This is a genomic window from Plebeiibacterium marinum (assembly GCF_026013615.1).
GTDB lineage: Bacteria > Bacteroidota > Bacteroidia > Bacteroidales > Marinilabiliaceae > Saccharicrinis > Saccharicrinis marinus_A.
The window spans coordinates 141,909-157,464 of record NZ_JAPDPI010000003.1; the positions used below are offsets into that span (position 1 = coordinate 141,909).

The 15,556-nt window shown below is 37.0% G+C and carries 9 protein-coding genes; 2 read left to right on the top strand and 7 right to left on the bottom strand.

Going from position 1 to position 15,556, the window contains the following annotated elements; all coding sequences use genetic code 11:
• Positions 1 to 171: 171 nt before the first annotated feature.
• From OM074_RS02795 to OM074_RS02825, 7 genes are all read right to left on the bottom strand, one after another.
• Entirely contained in the window at positions 172 to 1,356 is a 1,185-nt protein-coding gene (locus OM074_RS02795; RefSeq protein WP_301197756.1) for a TlpA disulfide reductase family protein, read from the bottom strand.
• A 27-nt stretch (positions 1,357 to 1,383) separates the two neighbouring features.
• Positions 1,384 to 2,799, bottom strand: coding sequence for a RagB/SusD family nutrient uptake outer membrane protein (locus OM074_RS02800; protein WP_301197757.1), 1,416 nt, complete (start codon positions 2,797 to 2,799; stop codon positions 1,384 to 1,386).
• 12 nt (positions 2,800 to 2,811) lie between these two features.
• A complete protein-coding gene (locus tag OM074_RS02805) occupies positions 2,812 to 6,333 on the bottom strand; it encodes a SusC/RagA family TonB-linked outer membrane protein (protein ID WP_301197758.1) in 3,522 nt (1,173 codons plus the stop codon).
• Between the two features lie 152 nt (positions 6,334 to 6,485).
• A complete protein-coding gene (locus OM074_RS02810; protein ID WP_301197759.1) occupies positions 6,486 to 7,661 on the bottom strand; it encodes a FecR family protein in 1,176 nt (391 codons plus the stop codon).
• A gap of 306 nt (positions 7,662 to 7,967) precedes the next feature.
• On the bottom strand, positions 7,968 to 8,522 hold the full coding sequence (locus OM074_RS02815; protein ID WP_301197760.1) for an RNA polymerase sigma-70 factor: 555 nt from the start codon (positions 8,520 to 8,522) through the stop codon (positions 7,968 to 7,970).
• 150 nt (positions 8,523 to 8,672) lie between these two features.
• On the bottom strand, positions 8,673 to 9,395 hold the full coding sequence (locus OM074_RS02820; RefSeq protein ID WP_301197761.1) for a LytR/AlgR family response regulator transcription factor: 723 nt from the start codon (positions 9,393 to 9,395) through the stop codon (positions 8,673 to 8,675).
• Between the two features lie 109 nt (positions 9,396 to 9,504).
• Positions 9,505 to 10,440, bottom strand: coding sequence for a sensor histidine kinase (locus OM074_RS02825; protein WP_301197762.1), 936 nt, complete (start codon positions 10,438 to 10,440; stop codon positions 9,505 to 9,507).
• A 750-nt stretch (positions 10,441 to 11,190) separates the two neighbouring features.
• On the opposite strand from OM074_RS02825, the gene OM074_RS02830 reads away from it, so the two are divergent.
• A complete protein-coding gene (locus tag OM074_RS02830) occupies positions 11,191 to 12,306 on the top strand; it encodes an efflux RND transporter periplasmic adaptor subunit (RefSeq protein ID WP_301197763.1) in 1,116 nt (371 codons plus the stop codon).
• Positions 12,307 to 12,323: 17 nt separating this feature from the next.
• A complete protein-coding gene (locus OM074_RS02835) occupies positions 12,324 to 15,542 on the top strand; it encodes an efflux RND transporter permease subunit (protein WP_301197764.1) in 3,219 nt (1,072 codons plus the stop codon).
• Positions 15,543 to 15,556: the final 14 nt, after the last annotated feature.

Here is a 15,556-nt window from a genome sequence, read left to right on the forward strand (position 1 = left end):
TCTTCTTTTCACACCCCAAAATCAAACACACCTATTTCTTCCCAAACAAGCATACAAAAGAAACTCATTCTTCTTAAGGTTTAGAATACGCTCTCCTGAAAAAAAACAGGACACCCTTTTCACATAAAGGATGCCCTATTTTCTCTATAATCAATCAGTAATTAAAGAAATCTATTTAAACACCTCTGAAAATTTCTCTTCAAGCTGTGCTCCCCTTAGGTTTTTAGCAATTATAACTCCATCAGGATTAATCAGAAAATTAGTTGGGATAGAACTTACCATATACAGTTTAGCTGCTTCATTGTCAAAACCTTTTAATGCACAAAGCTGTTTCCATGGCAAGCCATCTTTCTCTACTGCCTTTAGCCATGCTTCTTTCTTTGAATCCATTGATACTGCCAGTACTTCCAGTCCCTTTTTATGAAACTTATTATAAGCGGCCAACACATGTGGATTTTCGGCCCTACATGGTCCACACCAGCTAGCCCAAAAGTCAAGCAGAACGTATTTTCCTTTATAATCAGACAAACTCACCATATTTCCGTCTTTATCTGGCTGTTTAAAATCAAAAGCCTTGATTCCAGGAACAATACCATTTCTTTTGCGTTGGTCGGCAATAGCTTCCTGTACCTTTTTAACAACATAATACGACTGAAATTTTGGATGCAGTTCTTTTATTTGATTTTCAAGCTGCACAAGTCGCTCCTTTTCCTGAGGAACAAAAAAGAGATTACTAACAGATAGCATCTGAACATAGCTTTCCGGATGCTCTTTCAGGTAGTTCTCATTAAACTCCATATTCTTTTTATTTACATTATCCAGCTCTTTTTTAAGTTCAGTTAACCTTAAACTATCCTTTTCTTCTGTAGCTTTTTTGTATTGAATGGTTAACTCTGTTCTCCCGGAATACTTATTAGCATCTGAAAAATATTGATTAATTTCATCATCCAATTTCGATCCCTTCACTTCTTTATTGATTACCTTTCCTTTATCCGCATCAAATGAAGCATTAAAACAGATATCTGAGTTTTCAATATAGAAATCACTCATGGCGTAATACCCGTCTTTTTTTGGCAACCAATACAAATATGCCCGATTCGGTTCATCAACTAATCCTTTAAAGGTAAAAGTTCCATTCTCAATTTTTGCAGAATCATACACTTCCTTTCCATCTTTAATTAAACCAGATAAGTATATATATCCTTCTGAAAAGTGAGCGCCTTTGATGTTTCCTTCAACTGCATGTAAGCCATCAATTTTCCCCTTAACAGAAAAACCTTCTTCTTTAGGAGCTGTACAACATGCCAATAACAATCCTATAGAACTTATTAGCCCTACTCTTTTAATAGCATTCATAAAATATTGAAATATTATAATTAGTATTTAATAGTTTTGGGTTAAATTTTCATTAAAATCTGTGGCACTCTGCGGAAATGGCGACACCCAAAGTGAAGATTCCGGTGTAAGTTCATAGACTACACCGTTAATATCACGCCTGATAGTTTCTTTATAGGATTCTTCAGTATTCCAGCGCTTGATATTGACATAATTTTTCCAGGTGCAAATAAACTCTACCCTGGAAACTTTCTTCAACACCTCCATCGCATCTTCTTCTGTAGTGGCCGTTTGGGCAGAGTATACATCCGGATTAATGCGGTACTCCCTAAGTTCGTTAATGACATCTATCCCTTCGTTGATTTTCCCTGTACGGATCAAGCATTCTGCTTTAATCAGATACACATCAGCAGTAGTCATCCCGGCTGAATTTTGATAATAATCAGGGGCATACCATAAAGCGGCACCATTAATACCTGAATACATCAAACCATAATCCTGATCCAACAAAGGAAATCCCCATATATCAGTGGCTTCTTTAAATATATTACCTTCTTCATAATAATTATCATAAATATCGGCAGATACATTACACATGGTTGGGTTATAATCCTGACTTGTGATAAAGAACAAATTGTCGTCTGCATACATACCATTGCGGGCAAATGATAATGACCCTATTTGCTCCCTGTGATCTTCATAGGTGTTTTTAATTGACAATGATGAATTTGCTGCTTCCAAAGCCTCCCCATATTTCCTCATACTTAGTAAAACCTTTGCTTTTACTGCATAAGCAAAAGCCTTACCTACGCGCATTGAATTTGCGGGTTTGTTGGGTAAACTATTTAATTCAATAGCTTCATTTAAGTCGGCTAACATAAAATTATACACTTCTTCCACAGTACTTTTCACTGGTGATTTCTCAAAGTCAATCTCCTGCATATAAGCTATTCCTCCATCAGTAGAAGCAGATACCGGGTCATATGCCCTGGCATAAATATTTACCACAATATAATGTAGATAAGCCCGCAAAACCAATGCTTCTGCTCTTAATTGCTCTACCTTAGCCGGATCATCATTTACATTTGGTGCCTGTTCTAAAATCATATTCAAACGGGTACTGATGATGCTGTACAACCCCTCATAATTCCTGTCTGAAGCCGTTAAAGCTGCCCTGTCAACCTCCTCATCATATACCAAACGGACATATTCTAAATCTTTATTGGCATTTGCGATAACAGTTGGAACCTGACCATATCCGTAAGAATACATATCATTAACCAGAATCGCGTATTTAAAAAAGTTAAATGATGCTGATGAATTAAAGTCATAATTTAACAAATACTCTAACTCGTCGGCTGTTTCCAACAGGTTTTTTCCTTTGGGCTTGATGTCGGTATACTCCTCACACGAAGTAACCAATAATAGCCCAAGCAATACTGCTATATATATTTTATAATTCATGATAGTTCTGTTTTAGAATTTAATATTTAAACCAAGAATATAAGATGTTGGTAAAGATGCTCCTCCTGTCTCCGGATCATCATGTGTATTATCCTTAGTCCACTCTATTCCCGGATTATTTACCTGAAAACGCAACTGCATGCTTTGTGCCTTAATCTTCTCCGATATTTGTTTAGGCAATTGATATCCCAACACAATATTCCTTACTTTAAAAAAGTTAGCCTTTTTAACCCAGGTGTCAGCCAAACGTACCTGCGTTCCTGTAGCCTGTTGCTCTGGTTGATAGTACTGTCCCGAACCGGGTATAAGCGTGTTTGTTTTGTCAGGAGTCCAGCTATTTAACAAATAATCGGGCATTGGCCCGTATGATGGTGAAAGATAACTGCCTACCACATTATCTCTAAAATAATGACCTCCGTAATACACCCCAAAAACAGTCAGACTCAAGCCCTTATATTCAATGCTATTATTAACAGAGAAAGTTGTTGCAGGATCTGAAGATCCGGAATAAACTACGGCATCAATATCCGATGAAGGAATCCTTCCTGTAGTTAAAGTACCATCCGAAAGAAGAAATTGCGGAATCCCATTTTCAGTCAACCCTTTATATTGATAAGAGAACATCGAATTTACTGGTCTACCTGCCACAAACGAACCTGAACCAGCTAACTCAGAAGGTGTGCTCACAAGATCATCCACCTTGGTTATTTCATTTTTATTGTGGCTATAATTGAAGGTTGTTGACCATCTAAATCCATCTTTGTTTTCAGGTTTAATCCATACATACCCCAAACTTAACTCAACACCCTTATTTAGCATGTCTCCATTATTAATAACTAAGGTAGTATATCCCTGCGTTACATCTAAACGTTTTTCGGCCAACAGATCCGTTCCCTCTTTCCTGTACCAATCGACACTGGCCCGCAAACGATAATCAAGCATATTCACATCAAAACCAATATTTGTTGTGGCAGTCCTCTCCCACCTTAGCTTGTCGTTAGGAGGTGTTTTTATCGTGGCAGTAGGCAAATTTGTATAGCGCTGGGTTCCCGTAATTGATGCTGTTAAGCGGCTTGTATAGTTGCTGGCAATATTACCGGTAACCCCATAACTGGCTCTAAGCTTTAAGAAATTGATTGCCGTAACATTTTCCATAAACCTTTCTTTGGAAATATTCCATGCCACACCGGCCGACCATAAGGGGCGTCCTCTAAACTTTGGTGCCCCACCAAACAGATCGGCATAATCCTTACGTGCTGAACCAAATACATTATATTTTTCATCAAATGTATAAGTAAAATTTGCATAAGCTGAAGCATACCTGTGCTTTGTTTCAGTACTTAAATTAAACACATCAACATAGAAAGGATACTCCATATACGATGGCCATACACTGGCATTCCAAAAAGTATTTACAACATTGCTCAATTGATAAAAATCCATTGAAGAGGTTGATTGTACCTGCAATTGATCGTCGTAACCAAACAAGCCACCTGATACCCCTAATGATTTTGTTTGACGGAATTCTGTTCCTCCGATTATTGAGATAAAATGGCGACCAAATTCCTTTTCATAATCAATTTGCGTACGGAAAGTATAACTTTGCATTTTACTTTCCGAGGTGTATAACCGTCCTCCCTGAGGGATTAAATTCTCATATGAATAAGGATCTTCTGCCGTACCGGCACCAGAACGCGTAGTATAAACATTTTGCAGCCATCGCATCATATAACTATCTTCTTCCGAATGCACCCTTGAATCACTAACATTGTCCTCATACTGAAACTGAGGTTTAATGCTCAACCCATCAAATGGTTTTAAGTTCAGATGCAGAAAATACCTGGTATTGCGTTTGGTAGTATTATTAAAATTATTCTCCAATTCATCAAGGTGATTATAACCCAAGGGCTTTAACATTGATGTTGTTTCAAACTCCTCGTTATATTTACTATAAATGTTAAAACCACTTAAAGCATATTGCGACCTGCTGCCATCTGCATCAAACAAGCTATAGTAGGAAGGTACATTATTGGCTGATTGCACATTAACATCATAATGCGATTTAGACTTCCCTATAAGCATATTAATACCATAGGTCATATCAAACCACTTGACAGGACGAAGTATTCCTTTGTAAGAAATATTGAGTTGATCACTCCTTGCATCAATAATACCTTCGTTATCTGTTTGGAAATTAACAACAAAATTAGATTCGGCTTTCTCTCCCCCATGGCGAACTGCCAGGTTATACTGCTGAACTAACTGGTTTTGTAAAGCATGCCTGGTATAATCCTTAATAAAATTATTCTTTTTATAAGAATCCAACTCCTTTGTTAGCTCGCTTTCTGAAATTTCACCTTTTGCATATTTATAATAGGCATAATTTACAGGAGTAACACTATTTCCATTTTCAATACCACTCTCATACCCTGCTACTATATCATCAACAGTGCCATTATCTCCGCTAAATATATACCAGTTATAGTAGTCGCTTTCAAAATCAACTTGTTGCGAGGGGCTCATATACCCAAAACCCAAGTCCGGTTTCTCAAAATAACTAAAGTTAGCTGAAGCCTCAACAGAAACACCCTGTTTGCCTTTTGTGCCTTTGGTAACCACCACAACAACTCCGTTAGATGCTCTTGCTCCATAAATAGCGGTTGCAGCAGCATCTTTCAACACAGTCATACTGGCAATGTCATAAGGGTTAAGATCATCAATAGATCCTTCTACGGGTAATCCATCAACAACCAACAAAATATCTTTGCTTGCATTTAATGTTCCAATACCACGTATTGTTATTTCGTCGTTGTATTTAACCAACCCCGGCACCATTCCTTCCAGGTTTTCAGATAAACTGGTAACATTCTTAGCTTCTAACTGCGATGAATTAATTGTTGCAACAGCTCCTGTTAATTTTTCTTTTTTTATGGTTTGAAACCCCGTCACTACAACTTCTTCAAGATCGGCAATATCAGCCTTAAGCATCAGGTTAATTACCGTACGCCCGGCTACCTCAAACTCCCTGGTTACAAAACCAATAAACGACGCCACTAAAACCAGGCCTTCTTTATCTTCCACTTCAATGCTATAATTACCTTCTCCATCGGTAATTACCCCTACTGACTGTCCTTTTATATAGATATTTACAAAAGGAAGGGGCAACCCGTTTTCATCAGTTACTTTACCTTTGATGGTAATCATTTTTTGTTGCTGGGGCAAAGCTGCTTTGGGTGGAGCCTGTTTCAGGATTACAACATTATCTATTACCTGATAAGTCAATGAGGTGTTGCTTAAACAATCGTCTAAAACCTCCTCTACAGTGGCATTCTTATACCTGGAGTTTTTTACACGAATGTCTTCAACATCATCCAAATCGTACACAAAGGTAAACTCGCTGTTGTTCCTAATATCCTTTAGTACATCTACTAAAGACTTGTTGCGTATGTCGAGATTAAGCCTTGTATTTTGGGAATACACACTGGCTGTCATTTGAACTGAACATACAATCAAAAACATGAAAACCAATTTCATGATCAATAAAGGTTTATTGAGTTTCCGGGAAGGAAAACTCAAAATTTCAATTAAATGCATAAATTTGTATTTAGGTTAAACATCTCAATTCCTGGCAGGGAATTGTTTAAATTGACTTTAGCAAAGGTTGTGGCAGCAGCCTTTGCTTTTTTTTATTCCATAATAGTTATGTTATTTTCATGTACTTCAAAGCGGACCTTATTGGTGGCAGCCAATATATCAAGCACTTTATCTATGTTTTGATAACGCTTAACCTCAATGCTAAAGCGTTTATTTTTTACCGATGGATTCATATAAAACAAGTTGGCATCATACCACCTGGCCAGTTTTGACATTATTACTTCCAACCTTTCACTTTCGCAATAAATAACGCCATCTTTCCACAAAGCCCAAACCCTGGCATCAACGTTCTTAACCGTAAAACGCTTCTCGCTTTTGCGAATGACTGCCTGCTGGTTGGGCGCAATAATTATTTCTTCCGAAGCCTTGGTTAATTTCACGCTTCCCTCTACCAAAGTGGTTAATACCCGATCTGTTTCAGGATAGGCCTCTACATTAAACTCCGTACCCAAAACTTCTATTTCAACATCTTTTACCATAGCCATAAAAGGTCGTTTTTTATCCGGCTGCACATCAAAATACACTTCGCCATTCACCCAAACTTTTCTTTTATCATCTTCAAACTGAACAGGATATTTAATCTGCGATTCTGAGTTGAGCCATACCCTGGTGCCATCAGACAGGGTTATACTATATTCCCCACCCCGGGGAACTTTAACTGTATTATAGATAGTTTCCAGGCCTTTGTTCCTTACACCGGTATAGGCCAGCTTTCCTTCTTTGTTTGTGATCAATGTCCCATCGCTTTCACGGATACTATCACTTTCTGTTGATTCCAATTGAAATACCTCGCCACCATCTAACAAAAGAACAGCTTTTGAAGAACCCGGGTTAAGTGACGTTTGTGCCACTTGTTGAGTAGGCTTGATGGTATTTCGGGAAAGAAAATAAACCCCACCTGATAAAAATGCGATTATCAGAACTGCAGCTACCCGGCCGATCCATCCCGGCCACATTTTCACCGTTCTCTTTGGAGGTACAATCTTCGTCCTAAACTTTTCCAGGGCTCCTTCTGTATCTAATCCCCCTACATACTTATCTCTTGCCAGCCTTCTTTTACCGTTTTTAATGGCATCATAAAGCTTTTTATTCTCTTGCGACCTACCTACCCACTCTTGTATAATAGCAGATTCTTCCAGAGTAAGCTCATCCAGAACCTCTTTAGAAATCAACTGAGAAATTTTATATTCTTCCTGAAAATTTTCCATTACTTCTAACATTTTCTACTTATAAAACACATGAAAATTTTAATAAGATGAATGGCATATCAAAAAAAATCCACTTTTTTTCACATCACCCCCATGACAACAGAAAAAACAATGGCATAAACTTTCATTTTAATACACAATCAATGCTATTGACAAATATCTGCTAAAAAAAAATGATATAATAATTGTTTGAAATTGAATCTTTATTAATGACAGATTTTAAGCGGAAGGCCTTTGACTTCACAGATAGAGGCTTCCCTTTGGAAGTTTGAAAAGAAGCTTATTCACCGTAAATTATTAAAAGAACTACAAATCACCTAACAAAAAAAGCAACACCACATAGTAATCCTTAAGAACCACCCGCAAAGTTTTTAGTGCATTATACTTTAGTGTTTTTACTGTATTTACTGAAATACCCAAGTTGTCAGCAATATCCTGGTTCTGCATTCCTTTTAAACTTAAATGCATCACGTTTCGGGTTTGATTAGGAAGATTGTTTACAGCTTCATAAATAATTCGGTACGATTCTTCTTCTACGATTTTATGACTGATGTCATTTTGAAATGAATTATCAAGCTCCTTTGTATATTTTTTACCCAGAGCATCCTTTCTTAAATGATTCAGACTAAGATTTTTAACCATGACATATAAAAAGGATTTTAAAGAGTTAATGTCGTTATAGTTTTCTTTAGAATTCCATAGCTTTATAAAGGCCTCCTGAACTATATCCTCCGAAAAAGTATCATCCTTTACATAGGATTTAGCCACTACGCACATGGATGGATAAAATTGACGAAATAATTCTTCAAACGCCGAAACATCACCCCTTTTTATTCTATAAAACAACTTTTCCCCGGTCATACCCCGCAAAAATATGGATTATAAATTACATTTCCTTTGTAATCCATAAAAAACTCACCTCAGTGAATTTATTGTTTTTTTTTGCACATAACTCTTTTAATAATAACCGCCACAGACACTTCATTAGAGACAAATGACTAAGTAATGTATCTATCCAAATATTTTCAATACAGCTTCTTTATAATTTTTCCCAACAGGCAGTTTTACGTTATCAACTTCTATAATATTACCCTCCAACGAAAGTATTTCTTTTACCGAAACGATGTAGGATTTATGTATTCTAATAAAGTCCTTTTCCGGTAAGGAATCTTCCAGATCTTTCAACGAAGCCAGGGCCGTAATCTTTTTATTGTGGGTATGAAAGGTAACATAAGCCCTTTGTCCTTCGATGAACTTGATATGATCGAAATTGATTTTATACAATTTTCTATCAGCCCTGACAGTCAAATAGGTATCTGCTATTTTTGTTTGGGTTTGCTCATCTGTGATATGGCTGTTTCTGGGATCATTTTTCAATTCAAATTTATCAATCACCTTATTAACAGCCTGAAAAAAACGCTCAAACGAGAAAGGTTTTAATAGATAATCGGTGGCATTGATATTAAATCCTTCAATTGCATATTCCTGATAAGCAGTGGTAAATATCACTTCTGGTTTATGATCCAGACTTTTCATAAAGTTAATCCCGGTAATATCAGGCATCTGAATATCCAAAAATAACAAATCCACTTTCTTTTCTTTAATCAGATCCATGGCTTTTAATGGAGAGTTGAAGTCACCTATTAACTCAAGTTGCGGAATTTTGGCAATGTAGTTAATAATGTATTCTCTGGCTAATCGCTCATCATCTATTACTGCACATCTGATTTTCATATCTTTCTTTATATTAGATTTAAGATAAAAGAATAAAGACAAAAGAATATTGATTACTCAATTACGGATGACCATTATTTTTTCTAACTGAATAATACTATAAAATGGGCTATACTTCAAGCACTAATTCTACTTTATATTCCTGGTCATTGTTATTAATCTGAAGATGGTATTGATCCTGATAAATAATATCCAGCCTATGTTTTACATTTTTAATACCAAGGCCACTACCTGCGATACTTTTCCCTGTTACAGGAACACTATTCTCAATGGAAAAAAACAATTCATTATGAACATGCTTTATATCAATATGAACATACGCATCCTCAACCTCTTCTATTTTACTGTATTTAAAAGCATTTTCAATAAACGGGATAAACAGCATAGGTGCTACTTCAATTGAATCGATATTTGCCCCCATATTAAACTGAATATTCTGTACGTGTTCAGATTTCATCTGTTGAAATGCCATGAAGTTCTCAATATATTTTATTTCCTGTAATAACTTTACTTTATCCTTATTGCAATCATAAAACACATAACGGAGCATTTCTGAAAGCTTCAACACGCTTTCCGGAGCATTTTGCTTTTGCATATAGGTTAATGAGTATATGTTATTTAGGGCATTAAATATAAAATGCGGATTAATTTGTGCCTTTAAGAGCTTTAATTCGGTCTTTAATTTTTCCTCATTCAGTAGTTTTTCATTTTCCTTTAATTGCGTGGTTTGTTCCATTAAGCTAACAGAGGTAGCCGCAAAAAAAGCCAGGTAAAACTGCATAAAAAGTCTCATAAAAAGGAAAGCAACCGGAGGTAATTCTTTACCCTCTTCATGAAAAAACTCAAAGGACAGGTACTCCCCTGCAACAACTATTGTTGTGATTAAAACAATATAACCAAATGAGATTAAAAAGTACTTATTCTTTTGATGATAGTATTTGGGAAAGAAGTAATATACTACAGCATAATATATCAAACCCAAACACAACACATTATATCCCCCAATAACAAAAGCCTTTAATGCAGTGGAAAAAAAATAAATCATATTAAAATAGATTACAAATAAAGCAACCCACACTATTATTTGCATCCAGTGTTTTTTCCTAATTTTATATCTCACTTCTTTTAAAATTTTTCCGGTTTAAATTATCTATAAATTGAGATTATACCTTCCTTAAATACTCACTCAAACCAAACAACATGTTATTTAATATGCTATATCGTGTTGGCATGAAAAGTCCAATTTCTTCCTCCTCACACCCTCTGACTATCCCAAATAAAAGTTCGGGACAGGCTCGAAAGGGAGAAACGTCAACCCAAACATAGCGAGGGTTTTCCCCTTTAGGGGCCAGGGGGTGAGCGATTGGATTTTTAATAGTTCCAGGAGTTTTCTTGCTGACACTAAACCACAAATCTATTCAACCTGTTTCAAATTCATAAATAAAATATACAAAAACATCAGATTTTCACTCAAACAGCCTTAAATACGATACAAGAAGATGCTCTTACATTTAAATAGTTCCTGCAAGAAAACTCATGATTCCTACACTCACCCCTTTGATTCCCCTAAAGGGGAAAACGCCAACGCACTGTGCGGAAGCATCTTCCCCTTTAGGGGACTGAGGGGTGTGGGTGGACTAACAAAAATTTCAGCAGTTTTCTTGCCAACACTAAATAGGGCAAAACCGTCTTTGGTATATCAAATCCATATGTTCGTTCATAAAATTTTAGTTTCCCTGTTCTCTAATATAGTTTTGTTTTGAATTATAATGACTTTACATAAAACAAAATAAACATGAAAAAGAAGATATTTAGCATCATTGGGGGAATTGCTATCATTGTTGCCTCCATAGCACTATCTGGATACTTAATAAATTCAAAGCCAGCCCCTAGGAAAGATAAACAAAAACATAACACCATGAATGTTAAGGCAGGTCAGGTTAAATATTCTGACATTGAAACAGCCATGAATTACAGGGGCAGGATTTCAGCTTTTAACACGGTAGATTTAACGGCTGAAGTTTCAGGTCGTATTTTACAGGGTGATATTCTTTTTAAAGAAGGCGAGGCATTTAAAAAGAATGATGTAATTGTAAAAATTTACAAAGAGGATGCGGTGGCAACCCACAAAGCTGGCATCAGCAGTTTTCTTCAAACCCTGGCACAAATCCTGCCTGACATAAAAGTTGACTTCCCTGACAAATTTGAAAAGTGGAATAGCTTTTTTGTCGCCATTGATCCGGAGAAGCCTTTGCCAGAGCTTCCTAAGATTGACTCAAACCAGGAAAAGGTGTTTTTATCTGCCAACAACGTACTAACCCAGTATTACAACCTTCAAAACCAGGAAATTGATTTGGCAAAGCATACTATTGTTGCACCTTTTGACGGTACTTTAAAAAGCGTAAACAAACAAATAGGTTCTGCAGCAACTACAGGTTCATCGTTGGCAACCTTAATCCGGTCGGATAAACTGGAAGTGGCTGTTCCTGTATTTACTAACGATTTAAAATGGATACAGAAAGGAACTGCCGCCACATTGACCAATAAATATGGCGAAAAAACTATAATCAATATTTCACGAATCTCAGGTTATGTGGATGAAGAAACCCAATCGGTGAATGTATACCTGACCATTTATCCTTCAAGCACTATGAAGTTATTGGAAGGGGAATATGTTGACATTACTTTTAAAGGACAAACCGTTAATGGGTTTGAAATACCAAGAGAAGCAATTATTGACAATTCTTATGTATATACCTTAGAAGATGGAAAACTATTAAAAACCCGTATTGATATAATACGTTCACTAAGCGACTCCTATATTATCAGTGGCATTCCAGTTGATAAAACAATTGTTACCGAGTCGTTAACTTCAATCAGTTCTAATGTTGAATACATTGCACGTAACTAAATATTGAACCATAACAAATGAAAAATATATTATCACAATTTGTAAAATATCCTTTTTATGGGAAAATGGTGATTGTCATCCTTGGGTTGATTGGCTATATCTCCATGACTCAAATGAAGAAGGCCACGTTCCCACTGGTGGAATCAAAAACAATAACTGTTTCTGTTGCCTACCCGGGGGCTACCCCTAAAGAAATGGATGAAGGTATTACCTCTTTGGTAGAAAACAGCCTGAGGGGAATTTCCGGCATTAAGGAGTTTTCTTCCACTTCGAGCGAAGGCTCGGCAAGCATTACCGTAACTGCGCGAAACGGTTACGACATGGATGAACTGCTTTCGGATGTAAAAAATGCGGTAGACGGAATTTCCAACTTCCCTTCCAATGCAGAACGTCCTATTGTTTCAAAAAGCAGGGCCCGTGATATGGCAATGTTTATGTCCTTATCTGCCGAATCAGATAACGTGCTGGACTTAAACAAGATGGCCAACAAAGTAGAGGATGACCTTTTAGCTACGGGAAAAATCTCTCAGATTAGCATATATGGCGTTCCAAATAACCTGGAATTAGCTGTGGAGATTAACGAAACTCAGCTTCGCAGATATAACCTGGCTATAAATGATGTTCAAACTGCCATAAGCCAGAATAACCTGGACGCTTCCGGAGGAACAATCAGGAATCCCCGGGAACAAATAAAGATTATCAGCCGCCAAAAATCCATCAAACCAACGGATATTGAAAAAATTGTTATTAAAGCCAATGAAAACGGACAACCCATAACTATTGGCGACGTTGCCTCTGTAAAGCTTCAGGTTCCTGAGGACCCAAGCAATGGCTATGTTAACAAAAAACCCAGTGTTACTTTGTTGGTGCAAAAGCTGAATTCTGAAGATCTGGAAAACATATCAAATATTGTAAAGGACTATATTGAAGAATTCAACGACGCTCATGATGATTTCCGTATTGAAGTAAGAATGGACTTCCTGGATATTATTGACGGCCAATTAAATATATTAATAGAAAATGGGCTGCAAGGAGTATTTTTAGTGGTACTATTATTATCCTTGCTATTAAATATCCGTTTAAGTTTATGGGTGGCATGGGGTATCCCGGCTTCATTTTTAGGCATGTTTATTATTGGAAATATGCTCGGCCTAACCATGAACCTGATCAGCCTTTTTGGTATGATATTAATTGTAGGTATTTTGGTTGATGATGGTGTTGTAATAGGCGAAAACATTTTTACCCACTTTGAGATGGGCAAATCGCCACGAAGAGCTGCTATTGAAGGAACTCTCGAAGTGCTTCCTGCTGTATTTACTTCGGTTACCACAACAATGATTGCTTTTAGTCCGCTATTTGTCATCGAAGGCCAAATGGAGGTGATGTACGAAATGGCTTTTGTTGTAGTAGTGTGTCTGGCCATATCTCTTTTAGAGGGAATGTTTGTTTTACCCGGACACCTGGCAAATCCTAAAGTACTCAAACCAAACAGGGAAACTTCGTTATATGGTAAGCTCCGTGCTTTTATCGATAAAAAACTGGAGGCCTTTAAAAACAAAATTTATGCCCCTTTCTTAGACTGGGTTTTATCTCATCGGGGAATTGCCATGGCATCCATCACCGGATTATTTATTATTACAGGTGGACTAGTAGCAGGTGGTATTATTGGGTTTACTTTTTTCCCGGGTTCACCTTCTGATATGTTTTCAATTGACCTGGCGCTAAAACCGGGTGTTAATGAACAAATCACAAAGAAAATTTTATTTGATATTGAAGACAAAGCCTGGGAAGCCAATAAGGAGTTAATGAAGGAACAAGGCGACACGATATCCTATATTTCGGCCATGAGTATTTCAATGGGAAGCTCATTCTCCGGAACAGAAAGAGGAACCAATGCAGGTATGATACGGGTGTTCCTAAATCCTTTGGAAGAAACCCAGGTTTCGGATGAGACTATTAAAAAAGCCATAGCTGAAAAAGTTGGAAAAATTCCTGAAGCCTATAAGTTTGCCGTTGGTGCATCAAACCGTTTTGGAGCACCGGTTTCCATTAGTTTATTAGGTTATGATGCCGAGGAACTGGAAAAAGCTAAGGAAGAGCTGGAAATTCAATTGGCCCAAATGCCTGCTTTATTCAACATTACCGATAACAGCCAGTTGGGAAGTCAGGAACTAAGGTTGACCCTAAAACCAGAAGCTTATGCACTGGGGTTAACGCTACAAAGTTTGATGAATGAAGTACGTCAGGGATTTTACGGAGCTTTGGCTCAACGTATTCAGGAAGGTAAAGATGAAATTTGGGTTTACGTAAGATATCCAAGAGACAACCGGCAGACTGTTGGTCAACTGGAAAATATGGTTATCCATACGTCTAAAGGAGATTTCCCATTGGGAACTATTGCTGAAATCAGCACTGCCCGAAGTTTAAGCTCCATTAACCATTTTAATGGCCGAAGAGAAGTTAGGGTTGATGCCTATCAAAAAGACCAGACACAATCGGTTCCTGATCTTTTAGAGTTTATCAATACCAATATTTTAAGCGAGATTATTAAAAAATATCCTGACATTACTGTAATGCAGCAAGGCCAGCAAAAAGACAGTAACGAACAAGCCGGTAGTATGGGAATGTATTTTGGTCTGGCCTTTTTAATTATTGTACTGATTATAATGATATACTTCAAGTCCTTCCGCCAGGGTTTGTTAATTATAATGATGGTTCCGTTAGGGATAATTGGTGCCATTTGGGGGCATGGAATCCATGGACAACCCGTTTCAATGATGAGTCTTTGGGGTATGGTAGCCCTGTCGGGTGTTGTGATCAATGATGCCATTGTGTTTGTTTCTAAGTTTAACATGAACCTGGAGAGAGGGATGACGCTAATTCCTGCGGTAAAGGATGCCGGACTATCACGCTTTAGGGCTATCTTTTTAACAACAGTAACCACAACTGGTGGATTGATGCCATTGATCTTGGAAAACAGCCCTGACGCCAGAATGCTAATACCTATGGCAATTGCCTTAGCATATGGTATCTTATTCGGAACCTTATTTATTTTAATAATATTGCCTGTTTTAATTGTTTTAAACAATAAAAATATGGTTGCCATTAAAACAATTACATCAAAAGAAGAATTTACACCAGAGTCGCTCGAAACGGCTGTTATCAATGCCAACATTGAAAAAACTCTTGAAATGAATATGGCTAAAATAATTGATAGCAAACCAACTAATGACTAAATCATTACAGGTTT

Excerpts from the sequence above, each read along its gene's own strand:
- OM074_RS02795 (WP_301197756.1), bottom strand. The coding sequence starts at position 1,356 with ATGAATGCTATTAAAAGAGTAGGGCTAATAAGTTCTATAGGATTGTTA.
- OM074_RS02800 (WP_301197757.1), bottom strand. The coding sequence starts at position 2,799 with ATGAATTATAAAATATATATAGCAGTATTGCTTGGGCTATTATTGGTT.
- OM074_RS02805 (WP_301197758.1), bottom strand. The coding sequence starts at position 6,333 with ATGAAATTGGTTTTCATGTTTTTGATTGTATGTTCAGTTCAAATGACA.
- OM074_RS02810 (WP_301197759.1), bottom strand. The coding sequence starts at position 7,661 with ATGGAAAATTTTCAGGAAGAATATAAAATTTCTCAGTTGATTTCTAAA.
- OM074_RS02815 (WP_301197760.1), bottom strand. The coding sequence starts at position 8,522 with ATGACCGGGGAAAAGTTGTTTTATAGAATAAAAAGGGGTGATGTTTCG.
- OM074_RS02820 (WP_301197761.1), bottom strand. The coding sequence starts at position 9,395 with ATGAAAATCAGATGTGCAGTAATAGATGATGAGCGATTAGCCAGAGAA.
- OM074_RS02825 (WP_301197762.1), bottom strand. The coding sequence starts at position 10,440 with ATGATTTATTTTTTTTCCACTGCATTAAAGGCTTTTGTTATTGGGGGA.
- OM074_RS02830 (WP_301197763.1), top strand. The coding sequence starts at position 11,191 with ATGAAAAAGAAGATATTTAGCATCATTGGGGGAATTGCTATCATTGTT.
- OM074_RS02835 (WP_301197764.1), top strand. The coding sequence starts at position 12,324 with ATGAAAAATATATTATCACAATTTGTAAAATATCCTTTTTATGGGAAA.